We start from the raw sequence: 26,467 nt of genomic DNA, 5'->3' as shown, positions 1-26,467 counted from the left end.
GCGATCTCCAGCCCCAACCCACGTGCCCGGTCCACGAAGTGGTCGAAGTCCTCGATCGTGCCGAGATCGGGGTGGACGGCGTCGTGCCCGCCCTCGGGGGAGCCGATCGCCCAGGGCACACCCACATCGTCAGGTCCGGCGGTCAGGGTGTTGTTGCGGCCCTTGCGGAAGGTCGTGCCGATCGGATGGACCGGGGGCAGGTAGACGACGTCGAAGCCCATCTCCGCGATGGCCGGCAGCCGCCGGGCGGCGGTCCGGAACGTGCCGTGCGGCCGCTCGGCCGTGCCCTCCGAGCGCGGGAAGAACTCGTACCAGGAGCCGTACAGGGCGCGTTCCCGCTCCACCAGCAGCGGCATCGCCTCGGAGGCGGTGACCAACTCCCGCAGCGGGAAACGGGCCAGTACCTCGTCCACCTCCGGTGACAGTGCCGCAGCGAGTCGCCAGGCGGCCGGGCGGTCCTCGTCCCGCAGCGCGTCAGCGGCCTCCCGTACGACCTCCCGCTGCTCCTCCGGGACCCCGGCGGCCGCGCGCTCGTACAGTCGTGCGCCCTCCTCCAGGACCAGGCCGGTGTCGATGCCCGCCGGGATCTTGATCTGCGCGTGGTGCCGCCAGGTGGAGACCGGGTCCGACCAGGCCTCCACCGTGTAGGTCCAGTGGCCGGGTTCGTCCGCCGTGACGGTGGCGCCCCAGCGGTCGGTGCCCGGGACCAGTTCGCGCATCGGGGTCCAGGGACCGGGGCGGCCCTGCGGATCGCGGAGCACGACGTTCGCGGCGACGGCGTCGTGCCCCTCCCGGAACACGGTGGCCGAGACCTCGAACGACTCCCCGGCCACGGACTTGGCGGGCCTGCGCCCGTGCTGGACCACGGGGCGTACGTCGAGGACGGGAATACGGCCGACGGCGGTGGTCTCGGCCGGGGCGGGGTGCTGCCGGGGCGGTGCCGGGTCGAGGACGTCCTCCACCGGCCTTCCCGTTTTCTTACCCGATGCTTTCTTTCCGGCTGTCCTGCTGCTTGTCGGAGGTGCTGACGAGTGGTGCGTGGCGGGCATGACCGCTCCTGTCCGCGTCAACGAGGGTGTGGGCGGATGGATATGGGGAGGTGGGTCCTGCGGAAGAGCTGTGGTACGGCTGTGGGGTCACCGAAGGAGCCTTCCCACCCTGTTCGGGTGGGCAATCCGGCACTTTGTTAACTACTCACGCGTATGTCTACGTGCAAGACCGGCCCCTTTTCCAAGTGCCCCCCACCATGACCTCCACGCCTCCGCCGCGCCCCGACACCCGCCCCCGGTAAGTCCCCACCGACCCCCCGGTAACCACTACCGTCGACACTGACGACGAGACGTACAGCGCCGTACGTCTCACCCCGTAACGCGTCCGAGGTGGAATGTGAAGGCGATCCGTCGGTTCACCGTCCGTCCCGTTCTCCCCGAACCCCTCCGGCCGCTGAGCGACCTGGCGCGCAATCTGCGCTGGTCCTGGCATGCGGAAACGCGCGACCTGTTCCAGTCCGTCGACCCCGAACGCTGGGCCGCCGCCGAAGGCGACCCGGTGCGGCTGCTGGGCGGGGTACGCCCGGGCCGGCTCGCCGAGCTGGCCGGGGACCGGCGGTTCCTGCGCCGGCTGACGGCGGTCGCCGACGACCTCAACGACTATGTGACCGGAGACCGTTGGTACCAGCACCAGGGCGAGGGGCTGCCCGCCGCCGTCGCCTACTTCTCCCCGGAGTTCGGCATCACGGCCGCGCTGCCCCAGTACTCCGGCGGCCTCGGCATCCTCGCCGGCGACCATCTCAAGGCGGCCAGCGACCTCGGGGTCCCGCTGATCGGTGTCGGACTGCTCTACCGGCACGGGTACTTCCGCCAGACCCTGTCCCGGGACGGCTGGCAGCAGGAGCACTATCCGGTGCTCGATCCGTATGAGCTGCCCGTCAGCCTGCTGAAGGAGGCCGACGGCACCCCGGCCCAGGTCTCCCTCGCCCTGCCCGGCGCAAAGGCGCTGCACGCCCGGATCTGGCTGGCGCAGGTGGGCCGGGTGCCGCTGCTGATGCTCGACTCGGACGTGGAGGAGAACGACCTCGGCGAACGCGGGGTGACCGACCGGCTGTACGGCGGCGGCAGCGAGCACCGGCTGCTGCAGGAGATGCTGCTGGGGATAGGGGGTGTCCGGGCCGTGCGGACGTACTGCCGGCTCACCGGGCACCCGGGGCCCGAGGTGTTCCACACCAACGAGGGGCACGCGGGCTTCCTCGGGCTGGAGCGGATCGCCGAACTGTGCGAGCAGGGCCTGGACTTCGACTCGGCGCTGGAAGCCGTACGGGGCGGGACCGTGTTCACGACGCACACCCCCGTGCCGGCCGGCATCGACCGGTTCGACCGGGAGCTGGTCGCCCGGCACTTCGGCCCGGACGCAGAACTCCCGCGCATCGACGTGCAGCGGATCCTGGCGCTGGGCATGGAGACGTACCCGGGCGGCGAGCCGAACCTGTTCAACATGGCCGTGATGGGGCTCAGGCTGGCCCAGCGGGCGAACGGAGTGTCGCTGCTGCACGGGCAGGTCAGCCGGGAGATGTTCGCGGGGCTGTGGCCGGGATTCGACGCCGAGGAGGTGCCGATCACCTCCGTGACCAACGGGGTGCACGCCCCGACCTGGGTCGCCCCCGAGGTGCTGCGGCTCGGCGCCCGGCAGATCGGCTCCCAGCGGGCCGAGGACGCGCTGACCGTCGGCGGCTTTGAGCGCTGGGACTCGGTCGCGGAGATCCCGGACCAGGAGATCTGGGAGCTGCGCCGCACCCTGCGCGAACAGCTGGTGCTGGAGGTACGCGAGCGGCTGCGGGCCTCCTGGCGGCAACGGGGCGCCGGGAACGCGGAGCTGGGCTGGATCGACGGGGTGCTCGACCCCGACGTCCTGACCATCGGGTTCGCGCGGCGCGTGCCGTCGTACAAGCGGCTCACGCTGATGCTGCGGGACCGGGACCGGCTGATGGAACTGCTGCTGCACCCGCAGCGGCCGATCCAGATCGTCGTGGCGGGCAAGGCGCACCCGGCGGACGACGGAGGCAAGCGGCTCGTCCAGGAGCTGGTGCGGTTCACCGACGATCCGCGGGTACGGCACCGGGTCGTCTTCCTGCCCGACTACGGCATGGCGATGGCGCAGAAGCTCTACCCGGGCTGCGACGTCTGGCTGAACAACCCCCTGCGCCCGCTGGAGGCCTGTGGCACCTCCGGGATGAAGGCCGCGCTCAACGGGTGCCTCAACCTCTCGGTGCTCGACGGCTGGTGGGACGAGTGGTTCCAGCCGGACTTCGGCTGGGCCATCCCGACCGCGGACGGTGCGGGCACCGATCCGGACCGCCGCGACGACATCGAGGCCGCGGCCCTGTACGACCTGTTGGAACAGCGGGTGACTCCGCGGTTCTACGAGCGCGGGCGGGACGGGCTGCCCGACCGCTGGATCGAGATGGTCCGGCAGACCCTCAGCCTGCTGGGCCCGAAGGTGCTGGCGGGCCGCATGGTCCGTGAGTACGTCGACCGCCTGTACGCCCCCGCCGCCCTGTCCCACCGCGCGCTGACCCCGGACACGGCCCGTGAACTGGCCGCCTGGAAGGCCAGGGTGCGTGCCGCCTGGGCCGGAGTGAGTGTCGACCACGTCGAGACGACGGCGGCGACGACCACGGCGGAACTCGGCACGACCGTGGGGTTGCGGGTCCGGGTGGGGCTGGGCGAGCTGGGACCGGACGACGTCGAGGTGCAGGCGGTGTCGGGCCGTGTCGACTCCGAGGACCGCATCACGGACGCGACGACGGTCCCCCTGAAGCCGGTGGGTGCCCCCGACCTGGAGGGCCGCCTGCTCTACGAGGGGCCCCTCTCTCTGGACCGCACCGGCCCCTACGGCTACACGGTCCGCATCCTCCCGGCCCACCGCCACCTCGCCTCGGGCGCGGAACCGGGGCTCGTGACCGTGCCCTCGGAGGAGGTGGTCGGGGGGGCGGGCGTGCTGCTGCGGTAGGAGCGGGGCGTGCCGGCTTCAGGGGTCGAGGTTCGTGGGCCGGACGCGTCCGGGCGCCGTCGCGCGGCGCCCGGGCGTGCTCACGCGTCGTCCAGCCCCGCGCACAGGTGCCTCAGCACCACCCCGCACCGTCGGGCGTAGGCGTGCTGCAGGCCCCGGGTGGCGGCGCCGCCCGCCTTCGCGTACCACTTGGCCGCCCGGCTGAAGGCCGCCACCGTCAGCCAGACGGTGCCGTCGCCCGTGCGGTCGACCACGAAGGCCTCCTCGCCGCACTCGGGGTGGCCTTCCAGGGTGCCGTAGGCCCAGCCGGCGCGTCGGGGTTCCTCGAGGGTCCAGACGACCCGGCAGGGTGCCGTGACCAGGCCGGCCAGGGTGACCGTGACCTCGGCGCCGGGGGCCGCGCGGTCGGCCGTGGCGTGGATGCCCACGCCCAGCGCGCGGTGCATCTCCCAGGTGAGGACCGCCTCGGCGGCCCGGCGGAAGACCTCGGGGCCCTCGCCGAGACGCGTGCGCACGAACAGCGGGTGGAAGCCGGACGGGCAGAACGTCAGGTCGTCGCGGGTCGCGCCGACCGGCTCGTAGGTGAAGGGCGCCGGGGACATGGGTCACAAGAGTAGGACGGCACCCGGGGAGCCTTCCGCCCGGGTACCGCCCTACTCGATCCGGCTGCCGGGGACTAGCTGACGTTGACCGCCGACCAGGCCGCCGCGACCGCGTTGTACTCGGTGCTGCCGGAGCCGTACAGCGCCGACGCCGCGTTCAGCGTCGCCGTGCGGGCTGCCTTGTAGTTGGTGGTGGACGTCATGTACGTCGTCAGCGCCTTGTACCAGATCTGCAGCGCCTTGGCGCGGCCGATGCCGGTGACCGTGGAGCCGTTGGAGGTCGGGGAGTTGTACGAGACCCCGTTGATCGTCTTGGAACCGCTGCCCTCCGACAGGAGGTAGAAGAAGTGGTTCGCGACGCCGGACGAGTAGTGGACGTCCTTGGTGCCGACGGAGGAGGACCAGTAGTCGGCGGAGCCGCCGTCCTTGCTGGGCTTGTCCATGTAACGCAGCGGGGTGCCGTCCCCGTTGATGTCGATCCTCTCGCCGATGAGGTAGTCACCGGGGTCGGAGGCGTTGTTGGCGTAGAACTCCACGCCGGTGCCGAAGATGTCCGAGGTGGCCTCGTTCAGACCGCCGGACTCGCCGGAGTAGTTCAGGCCCGCCGTGTTCGAGGTGACGCCGTGGCTCATCTCGTGGCCGGCCACGTCCAGCGAGGTCAGCGGGTGCGTGTTGCTCTCGCCGTCGCCGTAGGTCATGCAGAAGCAGCTGTCGTCCCAGAACGCGTTGACGTAGGAGCTGCCGTAGTGGACGCGCGAGTAGGCGCCGACGCCGTTGTTCTTGATGCCGCTGCGGCCGAAGGTGTTCTTGTAGAAGTCCCAGGTCTCCTGCGCGCCGTAGGCGGCGTCGGCGGCGGCGGTCTGGTCGGTGGTCGAGCTGGAGGCGGTGCCGGTGCCCCAGACGTTGTCCGAGTCGGTGAACAGGGTGCCGGTGCCCGAGGTTCCGTGCTTCAGGTTGTACGTCTTGTGGCCGCCGCGCGCGGTGTCGTACAGCTGGTAGGTCGAGCCCGACAGGGTGGTGTTCAGGCTGACGCTGCCCGAGTACAGCGTCTTGCCGGTGCCGGTCGCGTTCTCGATGCCCTGGTACTCGAAGAGCTTCTTGCCGGTGGCGGCGTCGGTGATGACGTGCAGCTGGTTCGGGGTGCCGTCGTCCTGCAGGCCGCCGACGACGGTCTCGTAGGCGAGGACGGGCTTGCCGGAGCCGGCCCAGATCACCTTGCGCGCGCCGTCCGCGGCGGACTTGGCGGAGCCCAGGGTCCTGGCGGCGCTCACGGCCTGCTTCTCCGCCGTGGCGGCGGTGATCTGCGGCTTGAGCGAGGCCACCTTGACGGCCGACTTGGTCGCCTTGGTGACGCCCTCGGTCTTCCCGGACTTGGCGGTGTGGACGACCAGGTCGCCGCCGAGCACCGGCAGGCCCGCGTAGGTGCGCTCGTAGCGGGTGTGGACGGTGCCGTCGACGTCCTTGACGACGTCCTTGACGACCAGCTTCTCCTTGGCCCCGAGGCCTATCTGCCCTGCGGTCCGGGCCGCGTCGGCCTGTGCCTGCTGGATCAGGGTGGTGCGGGCCGCGGCGGACAGCGTGGTCGGGGCGGCGGCCGGTGTCCTGGCGGCGGCCTCGGCCGGGGTCTGGGCACTGGCGCTGGTGGTGAGGCCGGTGGAGAGCAGGGCTCCGGCGGCGACAGCGGTGGCGATGGCCAGCGTGGTGCGCTTGTGACGCGCGTAGAGGGGGCTCACAGAAGCTCCTTCTTGTGGGGGAGTCCGGGCAGCGTGGGGTTACTGACCGGAACGTGTGGCGTTGCGAAGTTGCTGTGCTGCTGCGGCGGGTGAAGGAAGAGTGGCATCAGGGGCGCGTACATGTCAGGACCCTGAAGTGATGTTGGCCGAAACCCAACTGTCTGGTTAACGTTTCAGGCATGTGAACAGGCGCCGCCGGAGGGTGTCGAACCCCCCGACGGCGCCCTGGTTCCGAGCCTGTGGCGTGCGGTTTACGGGAACGTCAGCTTCCAGCTGTTGATCGTGCCGACGTCCTGCGCGGCCTGGTCCTGGACCTTCAACTTCCAGGGGCCATTGGCCGATTCGGAGGAAGCGTTGACCGTGTAGGTCTGCTTGACGTTGTCCGCCGAGTCGGAGGAGGAGAAGTTCTTCAGGCGGTACGAGGTGCCCGACGGGCCGACCAGATCGATCACCAGGTCACCCCGCCAGGTGTGCGTGATGTCCACGCTCACCTGAAGGTTGCTTGGCGCGTTTCCGCTCCTGCCGGAGACCGTGATGGACGAGGTCACCGCGGGCCCGTTGTCCGGGATGGACACCGGCGTGGTGTTCTCGTACGACGTCCCGCCGCCCCCGCCACCGCCGGAGCGCGAACCGACCGCGACGGCCGCCCAGGCGTCCTGCACCGCCTTGTACTCGGCGCTGGTGGTGCCGTACAGCTCGCCGGCCGCCGCGAGGGTGCCGGTGCGGGCGCCCGCGTAGTTGGTGGTGGACGTCCACTTGGTGGTCAGCGCCCGATACCAGATCTGCAGGGCCTTGTCGCGGCCGATGCCGGTGACCGGAAGGCCGTCCGCGGTGGGCGAGTTGTAGCTGACGCCGTTGATGACCTTGGCGCCGCTGCCCTCGCTCAGCAGGTAGAAGAAGTGGTTGGCGGGGCCGGAGGAGTAGTGCACGTCGAGGCCGCCGAGCCCCGAGTACCAGCTGTCCTTGGACGCGCCGTCCTTGCTGGGCTTGTCCATGTAGCGCAGCGGGGTGCCGTCGCCGTTGATGTCGATCTTCTCGCCGATGAGGTAGTCGCCGACGTCCGAGCTGTTGTTGGCGTAGAACTCCACGCCCGTGCCCATGATGTCGGAGGTCGCCTCGTTCAGGCCGCCGGACTCACCGCTGTAGTCGAGCCCCGCGGTGTTGGAGGTGACGCCGTGGCTCATCTCGTGCCCCGCGACGTCGAGGGAGGTCAGCGGGTCGGCGTTGCCGGAACCGTCGCCGTAGGTCATGCAGAAGCAGCTGTCGTCCCAGAAGGCGTTCACGTACGAGTTGCCGTAGTGCACGCGCGAGTAGGCGCCGACGCCGTTGTTCTTGATGCCGCTGCGGCCGAAGGCGTTCTTGTAGAAGTCCCAGGTGACCGCGGCGCCGTAGTGGGCGTCCGCGCCCGCCGTGGCGGCGTTGGACGTGGTGCCGTTGCCCCAGGTGTCGTTGGTCTGGGAGAACAGCGTGCCGGTGCCCGAGGTGCCGTGGTTCAGGTTGTACGTCTTGTGGCCGCCGCGCGCCCCGTCGGTCAGGGTGTAGTTCGACCCCGACTGGGTCGTGGTGAGCGTGACCTGGCCGCTGTACTGCGTGTTGCCGATGCCGGTCCTGATGCCCTGGTACTCGAAGAGCTTCTTGCCGGTGTCGGCGTCGGTGATGACGTGCAGCTGGTTCGGGGTGCCGTCGTCCTGCAGGCCGCCGACGACGGTCTCGTAGGCGAGGGCGGGCTTGCCGGAGCCGGCCCAGATCACCTTGCGCACGCTGTCCGCGGCGGACTTGGCGGAGCCGAGGGCCTTGGCCCGCTGCACGGCCTGCTTCTCGGCCGAGGCCTTCGACACGGCCGGGGTGAGGTCGGCGACCTTCAGCGAGGCGTTGCCGGCCTTGATGACGCTCTTGACCGCGCCCGACTTGGCGGTGTCGACGACGAGGTCGCCGCCGAGCACCGGCAGGCCCGCGTACGTCCGCTCGTAGCGGGTGTGCAGGGTGCCGTCCGCGTCCTTGACGACGTCGTGGACGACCAGCTTCTCCTCGGCCCCGAGGCCTATGGACCGCGCCGTCGCGGCCTTCTCGGCGTCCGCGTGCCGTATCAGCTCGGCGCGCTGCGAGGGCGAGAGCTTGAGGGCCACGTGGGCGGGATTCACCTTGCCGGCCTGCGGCTTGGCGGCCGGTGCGGCGCTGGCGGCGCCCGACTGCACGGCGGCGGCGATCAGGGCGGCGACGCCGGCGAGGGCGACGGTGGCGGTGCGGCGGTGCGGCGTGGAGCGCTGTGCTGTGTGGGAGGTGCGTCTGCGAGAGGTGCTGCTCACACTGACTCCTTCTGCGTGACCGCGGGTCGCGCGGCCAGGGGAGACCGGACGGTGGGTTGGGACGTCCGGGCAGAACAGGGCGTTACGCGGAACCACGTGCAGGTGCGGAGCCGGCTCACGCGAGCGTGCGCAAGCTGTGGGGTTGCTGTGAGTCGGCCGTGGGAAGAGTGGCAGGGGATCACGGCGTCTGTCAGGACCGCGTCACAAATTTGGCCGGAAATCGTTCGTTGACCGGTTGTTCATGTTCGGTATGCGAACTGTTGGTGGGTGGCCCGTTCGCGCCGCACGAGTGGCCTTGCATGCACAGCGCTCGAACCCAAGGGAGTACGGGCACGCGCCTGGTCCATGTGCCGGACCAGGCGTGCGAGAACCACACGCCGAGGAGCGGGGCCGACGGCGGACCTCAGGCCCCCTCGGACGCCTCGCCGTGCCAGGTCCGCCACAGGGCCGCGTACGCTCCGCCCGCCGCCACCAGCTCCTCGTGCGTGCCCAGTTCCGTCAGCCGGCCGTTCTCCATCACCGCCACCCGGTCCGCGTCGTGGGCCGTGTGGAGACGGTGGGCGATGGCGATGACCGTACGGCCCTCCAGGACCGCGGCCAGAGCACGTTCGGTGTGGCGGGCCGTGGTGGGGTCGAGCAGGGCGGTGGCCTCGTCGAGGATGAGGGTGTGCGGGTTGGCCAGGACGACCCGGGCCAGGGCCAGTTGCTGGGCCTGCGAGCCGTCGGTGGGGTGACCGTCGGGGCCCAGGGCGGTGTCGAGGGCGGACGGGAGGGCCCGGACCCAGTCGTCGGCGCCCACGGCGGCAAGGGCCGCCCACAAGTCGGCGTCGGCGGCGGTGGGTTCGGCGATCAGCAGGTTGTCACGGACCGTGCCGAGGAAGACGTGGTGTTCCTGGGTGACCAGGACGACCTGGCGGCGCAGCAGTTCCGGTTCCAGCGCGGCGACCGGTACGCCGCCGACCGTCACCGTGCCCGTCCCGGGGGTGTCGACGCCCGCGAGCAGCCTGCTCAATGTCGTCTTCCCGGCGCCGGACGGGCCGACCACGGCCAGGCGTTCGCCGGGACGCACCGTCAGGTTCACCCCGCGCAGCACCTCGCCGCCGCGCTCGTAGGCGTACCGCACCCCGCACACGTCGATCCGGTCGTCGGCCGGTTCCGGACAGCTGCCCTCCGCCTCGGCCCTCGGTGCCCGTGCCAGACCCTCGACCCGGGCGAACGAGGCGCCGCTGCTCTGCAGTTGCTCCACCCGCATCAGGATCTGGTCCAACGGTTCGGTGAACTGACGCAGGTACAGGGCCGCGGCCACCACCGCGCCCACCCCGACCGCACCCCGCGCGTGCAGCCACCCGCCGAGCAGCAGCACCCCCACCACGGGGACGGTGTACGTGACCTCGACCGCGGGGAAGAACACGGTCCGCAGCCGGAGCGTGTAGAAGCGGGTTCCGCGGGACCGCTCCAGCGCGTCCCGGCTCGCCGCGATCCGCCGCCGCCGGAGCCGGAAGGCCTCGACCGTGCGCGCCCCGGCCGCCGTCGCCGCGACGATCTCGGCGACCTGCGAGGTGGCCGCCCCCTCGGCGAGGTAACCGTCCCGGGCCCTGCGCAGATACCAGCGCAGCGCCAGCCAGATCGGGGTGAGGCACAGCACCCCGAACAGGCCCAGCAGCGGATCGAGCGCGAACACCGCGCCGAGCACGAACAGCGCCTGCACCGTGCACACCAGCAGCTCCGGGCCGACGTCCCGCAGTGTGGTGCCGACGGTGCCGACGTCGGCCGTGCCGCGCGCGGTCAGATCGCCGGTGCCGGCCCGCTCGACCGTCGAGGCGGGCAGCGCCAGCACCCGGTCGACGTACTCCTCGCGCACCCGGGCCAGCGTCCGCTCCCCGAACCGGTGCCCGCCATAGCGCGCCCAGCGCGCCAGCAGGAGTTGCGCCAGCGAGCAGAGCAGGATCCACAGCGCCAGCCGGTCCACCGCCCCGGCCCCGTGTCCCGCCCGCACGTCGTCGACGATCCGGCCGACCAGCCACGGCCCGGCGAGACCCGCCCCGGCCGACAGCGCGTTGAGCGCCAGCGCGGCGGCGAACGCCCGCCCGTCGGCCCGCACCAGCCGTACGGTCGCCCGCCGCACCGCGGCCCGGTCCGCGACCGGCAGCAGCCCCCTGTCCGTCGTCACCGTACGGCCTCCTCGGCGTCCACAGCGTCCACAGCGTCTTCGGTGTCTCGCGCCACCAGGGCCCGGTAACCCGGCTCCCGCGCCAGCAGCCGCCGGTGCGGGCCGCTCGCCGCCACCTTGCCGTCGACCAGGAACAGCACTGTGTCCGCGCGGTCCAGCACCAGCGGGGAGGTGCTCGTCACCAGCGTCGTACGGCCCTGCCGCGCCGCCCGCAGCCGCTCGGCGACCGTGGCCTCCGTGTGCGCGTCCAGCGCCGAGGTCGGCTCGACCGCGAGCAGCACCTCCGGGTCGGCCAGCAGCGCCCGCACCAGCCGGATCCGCTGCCGCTGCCCGCCGGAGAGGCTGCGGCCCTGCCCGGCCACGGCCGAGTCCATCCCGTCCGGCAGCCCGCGCACGACGTCCTCGGCTGCGGCCGCGTACACCGCACGGCGCAGCGCGGCCTCGTCGGCCCGGTGCTCGGCGGCCACGACCTCCCTCAGCGGCCCGGCGAACAGGTCCGCCTCGTTGTCCGCGACCAGGATCCGGGCCCGTACGTCGGGCAGCGGGACCGCGTCGAGCCGTACCCCGCCCCAGGTGGCGTCGGTGGGCCCGTACCGGCCCAGGCGGTCGACCACGGCGGCGGCCTCGGCGGGACGGCCGGCGGCCAGCGCGACAAGGCCGCCGGGCGCCACCCGCACCCCGGACGCCGGGTCGTGCAGCTCGGCAGGGCCGTCCGGGGCGGCCAGCGTGCCCTCGTCCGGCTCGGGCTCCAGGCGCAGCAGCCGCACGACCCGGCGGGCGGCCACCACCCCGCGGTTCAGCTCGTAGGCCATCTGCACGACGAACGCCACCGGCCCGATCAGCACCGCCACATAGCCGTACACCGACACCAGCTCACCCACGCTGATGGCGCCCTGGGCCGCCAGCCGGGCCGCGAGCCAGGTCACCACGGCCAGGAACAGCGTGGGCAGGCCCACCCCGAGCGCCTGCACCCAGCTGGCCACCGCGCCCACCCGGTAGCCCTGCTCGCGCAGCCGCTGCGAGTCCGTGCGGAAGGCGTCGGCGAACAGCCCCTTGCCGCCGAGGCCGTTGAGGACGCGCAGCCCGCCCGCGAGGTCCCCGATGCGGGCCGCCAGCACGCCCTGCCGCTCCCGGTACTCGCTCTCGGCACCCTGCAGCCGCAGCGTCAGCGGTCCGGTGAGCAGCGCGATCACCGGCACCCCGAGCAGCACCACGGCGGCGAGCGGTGCGGAGACGGACAGCAGCAGCGCGGCCACCACCACGTACACCGCGATCGAGCCGACCCCGGGGCCCACCACGGTCAACGCCTGGGCGAGGGTCTGCACGTCACCGACCCCGATCGTGACGACCTCCCCGGCCCCGGCCCGCCGGGACAGCACGGCCCCCAGCCGGGCCGCGTGCGCCACCACCAGTTTGACCGTGCGGAAGTTGGCGTCCATGCGCACCCGGGTCATCGTGCGGTGCCGCAGGATGCTCAGCCAGGCGGTGACGGCCCCGACCACGAACATCGTCACGGTCCACCGGGTCAGCACGCCCAGCCGTCCCGGTACCAGCCCGTCGTCCACCGCCCGGGCCATCATGTACGGCTGCGCGGCCATCAGCACCAGCCACACGCTGCCCAGCAGCGCGCCGGCCAGCGACCGGACCGGCTGGCGCAGCACCAGCCACCACAGGTAGTGCCATCCTCCGCGTGTGTCGGGCGTGCCCGGGTCCTCGTACGCGTCGATCACCGTTGCCCCCGTCCCTTCGGTTCCTAGGCCAGACTGTCCCGCCACGCCCGGTGCAGATCCGCGAACCTGCCCGTGCCCGCGAGGAGTTCGTCCGGGCGGCCGTCCTCGACGATCCGGCCGTGCTCCATGACCAGCACCCGGTCGGCGATCTCCACGGTGGACAGCCGGTGGGCGATCACCACGGCGGTACGGCCCCGCAGCACCGTCGACATCGCCTGCTGAACGGCCCGTTCCCCGGGGATGTCCAGGGAGCTGGTCGCCTCGTCCAGGATCAGCACCGCTGGGTCGGCCAGCAACGCGCGTGCGAACGCGACCAGTTGACGCTGCCCGGCCGAGATACGGCCGCCGCGCTTGCGTACGTCGGTGTCGTACCCGTCGGGCAGCGCGCTGATGAACTCGTGCGCGCCGATGGCCTTCGCGGCCCGCTCGATCTCCTCGCGGGTGGCGTCGGGCCGGCCGATCGCGATGTTGTCCGCGACCGTGCCCGAGAACAGGAACGCCTCCTGCGTCACCATGACCACCCCGCGCCGCAGTTCGGGCATCGCCAGCTCGCGCAGGTCCACGCCGTCCAGCAGCACGCGCCCGTCGGAGGGGTCGTAGAAGCGGGCCAGCAGCTTGGCCAGGGTCGACTTGCCCGCGCCCGTGGAGCCGACCACGGCGACGGTCTGCCCGGCCGGAAGCGTCAGGTCGAAGCGGGGCAGCACCTCGCCGCCGGTGCGGTAGGCGAAGCGGACTGCGTCGAAGACGACCTCGCGGCCCGGGAACCCGCTCTTCGACGGCGGGAGTTCGCCGGGAGCCGCCGGCTCCGGCACGGACGGCGTCTGCGCCAGCAACCCGGCGATCTTCTCCAGGGAGGCGGCCGCCGACTGGTAGGAGTTCAGGAACATGCCGAGCCGGTCGATCGGGTCGTACAGCCGCCGCAGATACAGCACCGCCGCCGCCAGCACACCCAGGGCGAGCGAGCCGGACGCCACCCGGGAGGCGCCCCACAGCACGATCCCCGCGACCGCCGTGTTGGCCACCAGCCGGGATCCGACGACGTACCGTGCCATCTCCAGCATCGCGTCACCGTTCGTCCGTTCGTGCCGCCCGTTGAGCACGGCGAACTCGGCGTCGTTCGCGGCCTCCCGGCGGAACGCGCGCACCGGCCGGATGCCGTTCATCGTCTCCACGAACTTCACGATCACCGCCGCGATCGCCGTTGACCGCGCGCGGTACACCCGTCCCGCGCGCCGCTGGTACACCCGGACGAGCAGGTACAACGGCACGAAGGAGGCCACCGCCACCACGCCGAGGCCGAGATCCAGCCACAGCAGCATCGCCGAGATGTAGACGAAGGACAGCACGACGGTCACCAGTTCCTGCAGCCCCTCGTTGAGGAGCTCGCGCAGCGACTCGACGTCCGTCGTGGAGCGGGAGATCAGCCGGCCGGAGGTGTAGCGCTCGTGGAAGTCGACGCTCAGCGCCTGCGCGTGCCGGAAGATGCGGCCGCGCAGGTCCAGCAGCACGTCCTGGCTCACCCGGGCGGAGGCCTCGATGAACGCGAACTGCAGCCCGCCGGAGAGCAGCGCGCACAGCAGATAGCCCACGGCGACCGCGACCAGCGGCCCGTGGTCGTGGTCCCGGAACGCGGGTACCGCGTTGTCGATGGCGTAGGCCACCAGCAGCGGGGTCGCCTGCACCGCCGCCTGCTGGAACAGCAGGAGGAGCGTGGTGAGGGCGACCCGGGCCTTCATGGGCGCGAGCAGCGAGCGCAGCAGGGACGCGGTGGCGCCGGGCGGGGTGGGCAGGACGTCGCGGTCGAAGGGGTCGCCGGAGTCCTGGGGGCGGGAGAGCCGATCGTCGTCCGTGGCCGGGGCGGCGGTCGTCGTCGTGGTCATCGCTCGTCCTCGTGGTCGCGGTGTTCGCCGGGTTCGCCGGACATCAGGTGTGCGTACTCGGCGTTGGTGCGCAGCAGTTCCTGGTGGGTGCCGACGGCGGTGATCCGGCCGCCCGAGAGCAGGGCGACCCGGTCGGCGAGCAGCACCGTGGACGGGCGGTGGGCCACGATCAGCGCGGTGGTGTCCGCGAGGACCTGCCGCAGCGCGGCCTCCACGGCGGCCTCCGTGTGTACGTCCAGAGCGGACAGCGGGTCGTCCAGCACGAGGAACCGCGGCCGGCCGACGACCGCGCGGGCCAGCGCGAGGCGTTGACGCTGGCCGCCGGACAGGCTCAGGCCCTGCTCGCCGACCTGGGTGCCGGTGCCCTGCGGGAGCGTGTGCGCGAACTCGGCCTGCGCCACGGCAAGGGCCCGGTCGAGGTCCGCTTCGCCGGCGTCGTCCGCCGCCCCCATGAGCACGTTCTCGCCGACGCCGGCCGAGAACAGGGTGGGTTCCTCGAAGGCGACGGCGACCTTGGTGCGGAGCTCCTCCCGGGACATCGCGGTGATGTCCACTCCGTCCAGGGTGATGTGACCGGAGGTGACCTCGTGGAGGCGGGGGACGAGGGCGGTGAGGGTCGTCTTCCCGCTGCCGGTGGCTCCGACGAGGGCCATGGACTCGCCGGGGCGGATGTGGAGGTCGATGCGGTCGAGGAGGGGCGGGGAGCCGGGTGGGGCGTCGGGGTACCGGAATCGGACGTTCTCGAACCGGAGTCCGGGCACCCGTTCGGGGCCGGCGGAGTCCGCGCTCACGTCGGTACTCTCCGGATCCTCGTCCATCACCTCGAAGTACCGCTCCGTGGCCGTGGCCGCCTCCTGGCTCATCGCCAGCAGGAAGCCGATGGAGTCGACGGGCCACCGCAGTGCGAGCGCCGTGCTCAGGAAGGCGACCAGCGTGCCCGTCGACAGGGCGCCGTCGGCCACCCGCAGGGCGCCCAGCACCAGCGCCGCCCCGATCGCCACCTCGGGCAGCGTCACGATGACGCCCCAGATCGCCGCCAGCAGCCGCGCCTTGCGCAGCTCCGTGCCGCGCAGCGTGCCCGACAGCTCCCGGAACGCGTGTGCCTGGCTGCGGTGCCGGCCGAAGCCCTTGATGATGCGGATGCCGAGCACGCTCTCCTCGACCACCGTCGTCAGGTCCCCGACCTGGTCCTGCGCACGCCGCGCCACCTCGGCGTAACGCCGCTCGAAGACCACGCAGGTCCACATCACCGGGACGGCCGGCCCGAGGATGACCAGGCCGAGCACCCAGTCCTGCATCAGCATGATCACCACACCGACGAGGATCGTCACCCCGTTGACCATCAGGAAGGTCAGCGGGAAGGCGAGGAACATGCGCAGCAGCATCAGGTCGGTGGTGCCCCGGGAGAGCAACTGGCCGGACGCCCACCGGTCGTGGAAGGCCACCGGCAGCCGTTGCAGCCGGCGGTAGAGCCCCGCTCGCATCTGCGCCTCGACGTGCGACAGGGGCCGGGCCACCAGCCAGCGCCGTATGCCGAACAGGACCGCCTCGGCGATGCCGAGCAGCAGCAGGTACAGCGCTCCGAGCCAGACCCCGGCCGAATCCCGGTGGGCGACCGGCCCGTCGACCATCCACTTCAGGACGAGCGGGATCACCAGTCCCGTACAGGAGGCGACGACCGCGACGAACGCGGCCGTGAACAGGCGGGCCCGCACGGGGCGGACGTACGGCCACAGCCGCAGCAGGGTGCGTACGGCGGAGCGGTCCTGGGTGGTTGCACGTGTCGTGGCCATCATCGCGAGCCTACGGATCCGCACTGACAACGCCCACCGAGTTTTGGCCGGACCCCGGTCGGTCGGTGGTCCTACGACCAGCGTGTTCGAGGGGCTGGACCGGGAGTCCTGGTGTGGCCGGGCGGGCGGGCCGAACGGTGACGGCGTTCCGTCCAGTTCCGCGATCATGAAGAAGGTCTCGACGGCCGGCTACGACGCCGGGACGGGAAAGACAGCTGCCGCGTCTTCCGGCTGCGGGTACCGCGCGCAGGGGAATGCGAGGCGTCGGGAACACGCCGGTGGATGACCCTGCGTGAAGGATGGGTGCCTGCTTCGTAGCATGAGCCGATGATCAGGTCCAGCGGACAGTGTCCTCAGCAGCGGCGCGAGCGGCAGAAGGCGGTGCGCCGTCACCGCCTGTTCGCCCTCGGCCTGGTCGGGACCGGTGTGGTGGTCGTTGCGGCGTTCGTGTTCCGTGTCGGCTCCGAGGGCGCGGCCTCCATCGGCTCCGCCCAGGCCCCTCAACGGACGACCGGGATCACGGCGTCCGGTGCACCGGCGGCGCCGCGTCCCGCAGGCGACGTGCGGATCGCTGCCGTGGGGGACATCGTGATGGGCTCGCTGCCGGACGACCTGCCGCCGGATGGCGGCGCCTCATTCTTCGACTCTGTCGACGACCTGCTCACCGGCGACGTGGTGCTCGGGAACCTGGAGGGCACACTCACCACCGGCGGCTCCAGCAAGTGCGAGGACAACGACAGCCCGAACTGCTTCGCGTTCCGCGCCCCGCCGTCCTACGGCCGCTGGTTCAAGAAGGCCGGGTTCACGGTCATGAACGTGGCGAACAATCACGTCGACGACTTCGGGGCGCAGGGGCGGCGCGAGACGTTCGCCGCCCTGCGCTCCGTGGGCCTGCCGTTCACCGGCCGCCTGGGCCAGATCACCATCCAGCGGGTACACGGCATCCGGGTCGCCCTGATCGGGTTCGCTCCCGACCGAGGGGCGAACGACCTCACGGACATCCCCGCCGCAAAACGACTCACCGCCCGCGCCGCAACGATGGCGGACATCGTGGTCGTCACGATGCACGCCGGCGCGGAGGGCTCGGACCGCACCCATGTGGAACCCGGCACCGAGTACTTCCTCGGCGAGAACCGCGGCGACAGCTACCGCTTCAGCCGTGCGGTGATCGACGCCGGCGCCGACCTGGTCGTGGGCAGCGGCCCGCACGTGATACGGGGAATGGAGTTCTACAAGGACCGGCTGATCGCCTACAGCCTGGGCAACTTCGGCGCCTACAAGGTGCTCGGCCTCGGCGGCACACTCTCGACCGGCGGCGTGCTGCAAGTCACCCTCCGCGCCGACGGCAGCTACGTGTCCGGGCGTCTGCGCCCGACCCAGATGGTGGAGCCCGGCACGCCGGAGCCGGGCGGCGAGGCGATCGACCTCGTCTCCAGCGTGGCGGAGGAGGACTTCGGTTCGCACGCCGCCCACATCACGGCGGACGGGACGATCCAGCGCCCGTAGTCGGGCACGGAACGCCCTCTCGGGACGGCCGTACTCACGTCGCCGGCCCTTACGGCACCCCGAGTTCGAACAGCGCGTACCCCGCGTACGAGCCGGAGGCCAGGGCGGCGATGCCGAGGACCGTGCACAGCACGCGCGGACTGAGCCGGCGCATCGCGACGGCCAGGGGGATGAACAGCGGGAAACAAGGGAGCAGGTAGCGCGAGACGTTGGCGAAGATCTGCTGGCTGCCGAGGACCAGGACGAGGGTCAGCACGGTGTGGACGACCAGCACCGCCGGTGGCCGCAGCCGCAGCAGCAGCGGGACGAGGGCGAAGGCCAGCAGGACGACCCCGACGCCGATGACGTCCGCGAAGGGGAACGCCGACAGGTACGTGAAGTGGCCCACCGGTACGGACGTCAGCACGTCGAGGGTCTGCTCGCCGTAGTCGAAGCTGTGCGCCCACGCGCCCGACTGGAGCGTGAAGTAGCCACCGTAGTCGCCCATCCGGTGGCCCACCCAGCCCAGGTAGCCGAGCAGGCCCAGCGGGGCCAGGGCCAGGGCGAGCAGCGGGCGCAGGACGCCGTCGCGGCGGTCGCGCAGCGCGCACAGCGCGGCCACGCCGAGCGCGGCGATCAGCGCCGCGGCCGTGGGGCGGTTGAGACCGGCCGCGAAGGTGAGGACCCCGGCCGTGAGCCAGCGGCGGGTCATGACGGCGTAGCAGACCCAGGCGGCGAGGGCGACGTAGAGGGAGTCGGAGTAGACCGCCCACTCCACCCCGGAGCCGGGCCACACCGCCCACAGCCCGGCCGCGGCGAGACCGGCACGCCGGCCGCCGAACCGGTCGGCGACGGCGTGGATCCCGAGGGCGGCCACGAAGGAGGCGGTGATCGAGACCAGCAGCCCGGCCCCGTACGGGCCGAGGCCGGTCACCTCCGATGTCATCCGCATCAGCGCCGGGTAGAGCGGGAAGAAGGCCGCCGAGTTGCCCTCCAGGGTGATCAGGCCGGTGGCGCCGGGGATGTGGACGAGTTTCGGGTCGTAGCCGTGCAGCGCGATCTGCTGATACCACCAGCCGTCCCAGGTGGCCAGCACGTCCCACGCGTGCGCTCCGCCACCGAAGCGGGGCTGCTTGGTGCGGAAGTCCCCTGCCGAGTGCAGCAGATACATGAAGGAGCAGAAGCCCGCGAGCTTCAGGGCGCCGTAGAAGGCGAGGACCGGGCCGTGACGGCGGGCGGCGGCACGCAGGCGCTCATGGGGGCCGGGCGCGCCCGCGGGGGCGGGTGCCGGTATGCGGTTCAGGGTCGCGCTCACCAGGCGGCCGATCCGGTACGGCGGCGGGCCAGTTCCCGGCGCATCCGGGCGATCCCGCGCAGGTCGGCCAGCGCGGTGGCGAGGATGTCGACCCGGCTGTCGGGGTCGTCCACCCAGTCCACGGGCACCTCGTGGATCCGCAGCCCCGCCCGCTCGGCGCGCACCAGCAACTCGGTGTCGAAGAACCACTCCCCGTCCCGCACCAGCGGCAGCAGCCGTTCGGCGACATCGCGCCGCACCGCCTTGAACCCGCACTGCGCGTCGGAGAAGCCGACGGCGAGTGTGCAGCGCAGCAGGACGTTGTAGCAGCGGGAGACGACCTCCCGCTTCGGGCCGCGCACCACCCGGGCGCCGGGGGCGAGGCGGGTGCCGATGGCCAGGTCGGAGTGGCCCGATATCAGCGGCGCGACGAGCGGCAGCAGCGCCGCGAGCCCGGTGGACAGGTCCACGTCGGTGTAGGCCAGCACGGGCGCCCGCGAGCCGGACCAGGCAGCGCGCAGCGCCCGCCCGCGCCCCTTCTCGGCCAGCCGCAGCCACTCCACCTCGGCCAGCTCGTCCGTGAGCCCGGCGGCGATGCGCGGGGTGCGGTCGGTGCTGGCGTTGTCGGCGACGGTGATCCGGAACGGGTAGGGGAAGGTGTCCCGCAGGTGCGCGTGCAGCCGCCGGACGTTCGGCTCCAGGTCCGTCTCCTCGTTGAACACCGGTACGGCCACGTCCAGGACGGGTTCCCCGTGGTGGGTGGTCAGGGGCACGCGCCTCGGCAGGGGCGACCTGGCCGGTGTCGTACGACCCGGGCGGAGATTCATCACGTAAGTCCCTTGTGTTCTCGTGCGTGAGGCGCACTGAAGGAAGGCGCGGCGATGACGTGCCGGGGGGAGAGGGGGAGGGCGGTCCGCTATCCGGTCGGATCGGCTGCCGAGGACGGGGTGTACGACGGATCGGCCGGCGGGCTCTCGGAGTCCGTGGGCGGCGGTGGCGAGGTGGCCGTGCCCCGGGAGGGGGCGGTGGCGGTGGCCGTGGCCGTGCCGGTGGGCGGTGCGCCGGAGGCAGGGTCGGAACTCCCCGACGTCCCGGGGGGTACGGAGGTCTCCGTGGTCCCGCCCGGGTTCGGCGACCGCGTCGCCGACGAACTGGGCGGCGGGCTCGGCGAGTCGTCCGGGGAGGGCGGCACGGTCGGGGTCGGCGCCGGGCTGACGGCGGGCCGCGGGTGGGGCGCGCTCGGCTGGTCGGTGCCCGGTGTGTGCGGCCACAGGAACAGTCCGAGGCCGAGCCCGGCGACCGCCAGGACGGAACCGGCGGCCCGGCGCGCCGCCCGCACCCGGCGCCGGGTGCGCACGCCCGCGTACAGCCGCTCCCGGTGCCCGGTCTCGAAGGGGCTGTGCTCCTGGGCGGTGTGCATCAGCTGCGTCAGCTGCCGCTCGAAGTGATCCATGGCTTCTTTCCTCACCTCACCGGCTCGATGACGTCGGCCAGGAGCCGGCGCAGCCGGGCCACCCCGCGCGCGGCATGGGACCGGGCCGTGCCCACCGGGCAGCCGAGGATCTCCGCGACCTGCCGGTCCGGCAGGTCCTGGTAGTAGCGCAGCACGACGGCGGCCCGCTGCTGCGGGCTCAGTTGCGCGAGCGCCGTCTCCAGCCGGGAGCGCTCCGCGACGGCCGCGGACATGTCGCCGGCCGCCGCCACCTCGGGCAGCTCCTCTACGGGCCGCTCGCCCCACCAGCGCCGGCGGGCCGAGCGGGCCGCGGCCCGGGCCAGCACCTTGCGCACATACGGCTCCGGCGCCTCGTCGGCGACCTTGGGCCAGACGAACCACAGCTTGACCAAGGACTCCTGCAACAGGTCCTCGGCCCGATGCCGATCCCCTCCGGTGAGCAGACGGGCCAGATGGAACAACACCGACCAGCGGGCCGCCACGAACGCGTCGTACTCACCGGCCCGAGCCTGCTCCATCCCCACGGTCCCCGTCCTCGCCGGCTGTCTACACAAGGGGAAAGGCCCTGGGCTCCCGCCCGCGCTGCACTCGGCGAGCGTGATCCGCGTCACGCACAGATGTCACACAGGGTCAGCCGACCCGCAGCAGCAGCACGGCCCGCCCCGGAACCGTGATCTGCGTACCCGCCGGGTGGACCGTACCCGGCGCCCCGGCCTGGTCCTCGCGGGAGGTGTCGACCACGACCTCGTAGCGCTCCGCCCAGGGCGGCCCCGGCAGGACGAAGCGCACCGGGCGGTCGCCCGCGTGCAGCACGGCGAGGAAGCTGTCGTCCAGGATGGGCGCGCCCCGCTCGTCCCGGCCCGGGATGTCCCGTCCGGACAGATACATGCCAAGCGTGGCGGCGGGTGCGTACCAGTCTCCCTCGGTCATCTCCGCGCCCCGGGAGGTGAACCAGGCCAGGTCCCGCAGTCCGTCCGCCGAGTGGGCGCGGCCGGAGAAGAAGGCGCGCCGGCGCAGCACCGGGTGCCGGTGGCGCAGGGCGATCAGCCGGGAGGTCAGGTCGAACAGGGGGCGCCAGGCCGGGTCGTCCAGCAGGGACCAGTCCAGCCAGCCGATCTCGTTGTCCTGGCAGTAGGCGTTGTTGTTGCCCCGCTGGGTGCGGCCGAGTTCGTCGCCGGCGACCAGCATGGGCACGCCGGTGGACAGCAGCAGGGTCGTCAGCAGGTTCCTGAGCTGCCTGCGCCGCAGGGCCCGTACCCGCTCGTCGTCGCTCTCGCCCTCCACCCCGCAGTTCCAGGAGCGGTTGTCGTTCGTGCCGTCCCGGTTGTTCTCGCCGTTGGCCTCGTTGTGCTTGGTCCCGTACGTCACCAGGTCGCGCAGGGTGAAACCGTCGTGCGCGGTGACGAAGTTGACGGAGGCGTAGGGGCGGCGGCCGCCCCAGGCGTACAGGTCGCTGGAGCCGGACAGGCGGTAGCCCATCTCCCGCACGTCGGGCAGCGCGCGGCGCCAGAAGTCGCGTACGGCATCGCGGTAGCGGTCGTTCCACTCCGTCCACAGCGGTGGGAAGGCGCCCACCTGGTAGCCGCCCGAGCCGATGTCCCACGGTTCGGCGATCAGCTTCACCCGGCGCAGCACCGGGTCCTGGGCGATGACCGCGAGGAAGGGGGACAGCATGTCGACGTCGTGCATCGAGCGGGCGAGCGCGGCCGCCAGGTCGAAGCGGAAGCCGTCCACGCCCATTTCGGTCACCCAGTAGCGCAGCGAGTCCGTGATCAGGCGCAGCACCTGGGGCTGGACGACGTGCAGGGTGTTGCCGCAGCCGGTGTAGTCGGCGTAGCGGCGGGCGTCGTTCTGGAGGCGGTAGTAGCCGCGGTTGTCGATGCCCTTCAGGGAGAGGGTCGGCCCCAGCTCGCCCGCCTCCGCCGTGTGGTTGTAGACCACGTCGAGGATGACCTCGATGCCGGCCGCGTGCAGCGCGCGGACCATCCGCTTGAACTCGCCGACCTGCCCGCCCGTCGTCCCGGAGGCCGCGTAGGCCGCGTGCGGGGCGAAGTAGCCGATGGAGTTGTAGCCCCAGTAGTTCCTCAGGCCGCGACGCAGCAGGTGGTCCTCGTGGGCGAACTGGTGGACGGGGAGCAGTTCCACTGCCGTGACGCCCAGCTGCACCAGGTGCTCTATCGCCGCCGGGTGCGCCAGGCCGGCGTACGTGCCGCGCAGGTCCTCCGGGATGCCGGGGTGCAGCTTGGTGAAGCCGCGCACGTGCAGCTCGTAGATCACCGAGTCCGCCCAGGGCGTCTTGGGGCGGCGGTCGTCCTCCCAGTCGTCGTCATCGTCGACGACGACGCCCTTGGGGACGTACGGCGCCGAGTCCCGGTCGTCACGCACGGTGTCGGCGACGTGCTGTTCCGGCCAGTCCCGGACGTGCCCGTACACCTCGGGAGGCAGGCCGAACTCCCCGTCCACCGCCCGGGCGTACGGGTCGAGCAGCAGTTTGGCCGGGTTCCAGCGGGCGCCGGTCCACGGGTCCCAGCGGCCGTCCACGCGGTAGCCGTAGCGCTGCCCGGGCATCACGCCCGGCACGAATCCGTGCCAGATCTCGTGCGTCAGTTCGGTCAGCGGGACCTGCGTCTCCCGGCCCCGCTCGTCGAAAAGGCACAGCCGGACCCCCTCCGCCCCGGCCGCCCACAACGCGAAGTTGGTGCCCGCGACCCCGTCCGGGCCGACCCGGAACCGGGCCCCCAGCGGAGTCGGCGCCCCCGGCCACACGGACGGGGCCGGCGGCATGGCGCGGCGGGCGCCGCTCACCACGGTGGCCGGGTGCCCGCTCTCGGCGGCCCGCCCCTCGGCCAGTGCCCGCTGCTCGGCTGCGCTCGTCACCTCTCGGCCCCTCTTTCGGTGGCTTGCCCCGGGGCGCGGCCGGCCGTGCCGAACGGCCGAGGGTGCCCTTCGGCACGCTCGGCCGCGCGGTACGGCTGCGCCCCGACGGCCAGGGGGGTTTCTTCCGGATCCTGCCGGCGTCGCGGGGGCCGGCACGCACATCCGCGGCGTAGCCGTCGGTCGCCGACGCCCCGCGTCGACTCCCTCCTCCGCCGTGCGGCTGCACGCACCAGCCCCCGCTCGGGCAGGCCGACCAGCTCTGCTCCTTTCGGGCGACCTGATCCAGAAGACACCCCCCTGACACGGGCGCGTCGGCTCCCCTTCGCGTCGTCCTCCCCACTGTTCTGCCCAGCCCGGGCGTCGCACTCACGTTTCCCCGGGGCGGGCACGGTCGTTGAGCTTCCCGTGAGGCACGTACAAGGACGCGCACGGCGCGCGGGCGCCGCGTTGGCCGCGGCACTGACATGGGCGGCACTGCTGGCCGGCTGCACCTCGGGCGGTTCCGGCGGACTGGACATCGACCGGGTCCTGGGCAAACCCCCTTCCCCCCAGGACGTCATCCGGGTCACCCCGGACGACGGCGGCAAGGACATCCGCCCGGGGGCGCGGCTGCGGGTGCGGGTGCCCGCCGGCCGCCTGGAGAAGGTGAGCGTCGTCAGATCCCAGGACGCCCAGGACTCCCCGGTTCCCGGGCACATCAGCACCGACGGGCTGACGTGGGAACCGGACGACAAACGGCTGGCACTGGCCGCCAAGTACACCGTCGACGCGGTCGCGCTGGACGCCCACGGCCGCCGCTCGGCCCGGCACACCACCTTCACCACCTACGTCCCCGAGGAGCGGTTCATCGGCTACGTCACCCCAGAGAACCGTTCCACCGTCGGCACCGGAATGATCGTCTCCCTCTCCTTCAACCGGGAGATCGTGAACCGCGCCGCCGTCGAACGCGCCGTACGGGTCACCGCGAAACCACCCGTGGAGATCCGCCCGCACTGGTTCGGCAACAACCGCCTGGACTTCCGCCCCGAGCGCTACTGGAAGCCCGGCACCGAGGTCACCGTCGACCTCGGCCTCAGGGACGTCGCGGGCGCGCCCGGCGTCTACGGACTGCAGGCCAAGACGTTCACCTTCACCGTCGGCCGCAGCCAGGTCTCCCTGGTCGACGCGGCCCGGCACATGATGGAGGTGCGGCGCGACGGCCGGCTGCTGACCACCGTGCCGATCACCGCGGGTGCCCCGAAGCACCCCACCTACAACGGGAAGATGGTGGTGATGGAGATGCTCGAGGTCACCCGCATGAACAGCCAGACGGTCGGCTTCGGCGGCGAGTACGACATCCCCGACGTCCCGCACGCCATGAGACTCACCGACTCCGGCACCTTCCTGCACGGCAACTACTGGTCCCCGGACTCCCCCGGGCACGTCAACGTCAGCCATGGCTGCGTGGGCCTGAGGGACGTCAAGGGCGGCAGCTCGGACACTCCGGCGGGCTGGTTCTTCGACCGCAGCCTGATCGGAGACGTGGTCGAGGTCGTCAACAGCAAGGACAAAACGGTCTCTCCCGACAACGGGCTCGGAGGGTGGAACATGGCGTGGAAGGAGTGGAAAGCGGGCAGTGCGCTCAAGTGACCCGGTGTGGGGCGGGGTTGCCGGTGCCGGTGGCCAGTTGAAGTTGCGACGGAACGGTGACCTTCGCCTGACACCTTGCTCAAAACCCTGCGGTTACCATGCGCACACCAAATGTGGTGGGGAGCGGGCCTGACCTGGTCCGGCGAGGGGAGAGCGACTTGAACGTGCGGCCGATATCGGGGGTGGCGTCGGCGGGGGGCCGGGGGAGGGGCCGCAAGGGGCTGGGGCTCATAGCCGGCGCCCTGTTGCTGTCGCTCACCGCGTGCGGCGGGGGCGGTGACTCGGGGTCCGGGTCCGGGGACGGAAAGGCCAAGGGCTCGGATACGCAGCAGGGCAAGCAGTCGACGGCCGCCGTCAGCATCTCGCCCAAGTCCGGTGCCACGGGCGTCGACACCAGCGGTGCCCTGAAGGTGAACGTCACCAAGGGCAAGCTGACCGAGGTCACCGTCAAGGACGCCAAGGGTGCGACGGTCGACGGCGCCATGTCCGGCGGCGGTGCCTCCTGGACGCCGTCGACCCACCTGGCCGCCGGCACCAAGTACACCGTGCACGCGGTCGCCAAGGACTCCGAGGGCCGTGAGGCCGCCGAGGACTCCAGCTTCACCACGCTGACCCCCAAGAACACCTTCGTCGGCTACTTCACCCCCGAGGACGGCTCCACCGTCGGCGTCGGCATGCCGTTCTCCATACGCTTCACCCGGGGCATCACCCACCCCGAGGACGTCGAGAAGGCCGTCAGTATCAAGACCGAGCCGGCCGTCGACGTCGAGGGCCACTGGTTCGGCAACGACCGCCTGGACTTCCGCCCCGAGAAGTACTGGAAGGACGGCACGAAGGTCACCGTCGACCTCAACCTCGACGGCGTCGAGGGCCGCGACGGCGTGTACGGCAAGCAGCGCAAGACGGTGAAGTTCACCATCGGCCGCAACCAGGTCTCCTACGTCGACGCCAAGAAGCACACGATGAAGGTCACCCAGGACGGCAAGGTCATCAAGACCATCCCGGTCACCACCGGCAAGCCCGGCTACGACACCTGGAACGGCCAGATGGTCATGAGTGAGAAGCTCACCGTGACCCGCATGAACGGCGAGACCGTCGGCTACGGCGGCGAGTACGACATCAAGGACGTCCCGCACGCCATCCGCCTCACCAACTCCGGCACCTTCATCCACGGCAACTACTGGGGCGGCGGCGCCTTCGGCAACTACAACGCCAGCCATGGCTGCGTCGGTCTGCGCGACGTGCGCGGCGGCCACGACAGCGGTGTCCCGGCCGCCTGGTTCTTCAACCACTCGATCATCGGCGACGTGGTGGTCGTCAAGCACTCCCACGACCGCACCGTGGACCCGGCCAACGGGCTCAACGGCTGGAACATGTCCTGGGCCGACTGGAAGAAGTGAGCTCCGGCCGACGAACGGGCCCGGTGCGCGTGAGGCTGTATTTTCCGGGGGGAACCCCCCAGACCTCCCGCGCACCGGGCCTGCTCCCGTTGGTCCCCGTGCTGTGCCTG

General features: G+C 72.0%; 16 protein-coding genes and 1 pseudogene. 4 read left to right on the top strand and 13 right to left on the bottom strand.

Features of this window, described 5'->3' with window-relative positions; genetic code table 11:
* Positions 1 to 1,049, bottom strand: a 1,049-nt coding sequence (locus ACFZDC_RS21680) for a maltotransferase domain-containing protein (protein WP_391326083.1), incomplete at its 3' end; no start/stop codon positions are given.
* Between the two features lie 337 nt (positions 1,050 to 1,386).
* Between ACFZDC_RS21680 and ACFZDC_RS21675 the strand changes: the two genes are divergently transcribed.
* A complete protein-coding gene (locus tag ACFZDC_RS21675) occupies positions 1,387 to 4,005 on the top strand; it encodes an alpha-glucan family phosphorylase (RefSeq protein ID WP_391326081.1) in 2,619 nt (872 codons plus the stop codon).
* 80 nt (positions 4,006 to 4,085) lie between these two features.
* Here ACFZDC_RS21675 and ACFZDC_RS21670 read toward each other — a convergent pair whose 3' ends face one another.
* From ACFZDC_RS21670 to ACFZDC_RS21640, 7 genes are all read right to left on the bottom strand, one after another.
* Positions 4,086 to 4,607, bottom strand: coding sequence for a DUF1990 family protein (locus ACFZDC_RS21670; protein ID WP_391326079.1), 522 nt, complete (start codon positions 4,605 to 4,607; stop codon positions 4,086 to 4,088).
* A gap of 74 nt (positions 4,608 to 4,681) precedes the next feature.
* Positions 4,682 to 6,340 (bottom strand): M4 family metallopeptidase, encoded by a 1,659-nt coding sequence (locus tag ACFZDC_RS21665; RefSeq protein WP_391326077.1) that lies wholly within the window; start codon positions 6,338 to 6,340, stop codon positions 4,682 to 4,684.
* A gap of 251 nt (positions 6,341 to 6,591) precedes the next feature.
* Entirely contained in the window at positions 6,592 to 8,646 is a 2,055-nt protein-coding gene (locus ACFZDC_RS21660; RefSeq protein ID WP_391326075.1) for a M4 family metallopeptidase, read from the bottom strand.
* Positions 8,647 to 9,049: 403 nt separating this feature from the next.
* Complete coding sequence (locus ACFZDC_RS21655; protein ID WP_391326072.1) at positions 9,050 to 10,816, bottom strand: ABC transporter transmembrane domain-containing protein; 1,767 nt, start codon at positions 10,814 to 10,816, stop codon at positions 9,050 to 9,052.
* On the bottom strand, positions 10,813 to 12,546 hold the full coding sequence (locus ACFZDC_RS21650) for an ABC transporter transmembrane domain-containing protein (protein WP_391326070.1): 1,734 nt from the start codon (positions 12,544 to 12,546) through the stop codon (positions 10,813 to 10,815). The genes ACFZDC_RS21655 and ACFZDC_RS21650 overlap by 4 nt, the downstream gene beginning before the upstream one ends.
* Positions 12,547 to 12,569: 23 nt before the next feature.
* The gene (locus tag ACFZDC_RS21645) at positions 12,570 to 14,426 is read right to left on the bottom strand and encodes an ABC transporter transmembrane domain-containing protein (RefSeq protein ID WP_391326068.1); all 1,857 of its coding nucleotides are present in this window, start codon (positions 14,424 to 14,426) and stop codon (positions 12,570 to 12,572) included.
* Positions 14,423 to 16,219, bottom strand: coding sequence for an ABC transporter transmembrane domain-containing protein (locus tag ACFZDC_RS21640; protein ID WP_391326066.1), 1,797 nt, complete (start codon positions 16,217 to 16,219; stop codon positions 14,423 to 14,425). Before ACFZDC_RS21640 ends, ACFZDC_RS21645 begins: the two co-directional genes overlap by 4 nt.
* Positions 16,220 to 16,546: 327 nt before the next feature.
* Between ACFZDC_RS21640 and ACFZDC_RS21635 the strand changes: the two genes are divergently transcribed.
* Complete coding sequence (locus ACFZDC_RS21635) at positions 16,547 to 17,725, top strand: CapA family protein (RefSeq protein WP_391326064.1); 1,179 nt, start codon at positions 16,547 to 16,549, stop codon at positions 17,723 to 17,725.
* Between the two features lie 49 nt (positions 17,726 to 17,774).
* Here the strand turns inward: ACFZDC_RS21635 and ACFZDC_RS21630 are convergent, their stop codons facing one another.
* The 5 genes and pseudogenes from ACFZDC_RS21630 to glgX form a co-directional block, all read right to left on the bottom strand.
* The gene (locus tag ACFZDC_RS21630; protein WP_391326062.1) at positions 17,775 to 19,019 is read right to left on the bottom strand and encodes a hypothetical protein; all 1,245 of its coding nucleotides are present in this window, start codon (positions 19,017 to 19,019) and stop codon (positions 17,775 to 17,777) included.
* A 23-nt stretch (positions 19,020 to 19,042) separates the two neighbouring features.
* Positions 19,043 to 19,825 (bottom strand): annotated as a pseudogene (locus ACFZDC_RS21625) (dolichyl-phosphate beta-glucosyltransferase); the annotation flags it as partial.
* 89 nt (positions 19,826 to 19,914) lie between these two features.
* Positions 19,915 to 20,451, bottom strand: coding sequence for a hypothetical protein (locus ACFZDC_RS21620; protein ID WP_391326060.1), 537 nt, complete (start codon positions 20,449 to 20,451; stop codon positions 19,915 to 19,917).
* An 11-nt stretch (positions 20,452 to 20,462) separates the two neighbouring features.
* On the bottom strand, positions 20,463 to 20,969 hold the full coding sequence (locus tag ACFZDC_RS21615) for a SigE family RNA polymerase sigma factor (RefSeq protein ID WP_391326058.1): 507 nt from the start codon (positions 20,967 to 20,969) through the stop codon (positions 20,463 to 20,465).
* Between the two features lie 112 nt (positions 20,970 to 21,081).
* The gene (gene glgX, locus ACFZDC_RS21610) at positions 21,082 to 23,328 is read right to left on the bottom strand and encodes a glycogen debranching protein GlgX (RefSeq protein ID WP_391326056.1); all 2,247 of its coding nucleotides are present in this window, start codon (positions 23,326 to 23,328) and stop codon (positions 21,082 to 21,084) included.
* Positions 23,329 to 23,733: 405 nt separating this feature from the next.
* Here glgX and ACFZDC_RS21605 point away from each other — a divergent pair, with 405 nt between their 5' ends.
* Positions 23,734 to 24,957 carry an Ig-like domain-containing protein gene (locus ACFZDC_RS21605; RefSeq protein ID WP_391326054.1) on the top strand — a complete coding sequence of 408 codons (1,224 nt, stop codon included), beginning with the start codon at positions 23,734 to 23,736 and terminating at the stop codon, positions 24,955 to 24,957.
* Positions 24,958 to 25,115: 158 nt separating this feature from the next.
* The gene (locus ACFZDC_RS21600; protein ID WP_391326053.1) at positions 25,116 to 26,357 is read left to right on the top strand and encodes an Ig-like domain-containing protein; all 1,242 of its coding nucleotides are present in this window, start codon (positions 25,116 to 25,118) and stop codon (positions 26,355 to 26,357) included.
* Positions 26,358 to 26,467 lie beyond the last annotated feature (110 nt).

Source organism: Streptomyces sp. NPDC007905 (assembly GCF_042959345.1).
Classification (GTDB): Bacteria; Actinomycetota; Actinomycetes; order Streptomycetales; family Streptomycetaceae; genus Streptomyces.
Note: the sequence above shows the minus strand (reverse complement) of the source record. Positions and strands in the feature narration are given on the sequence as shown.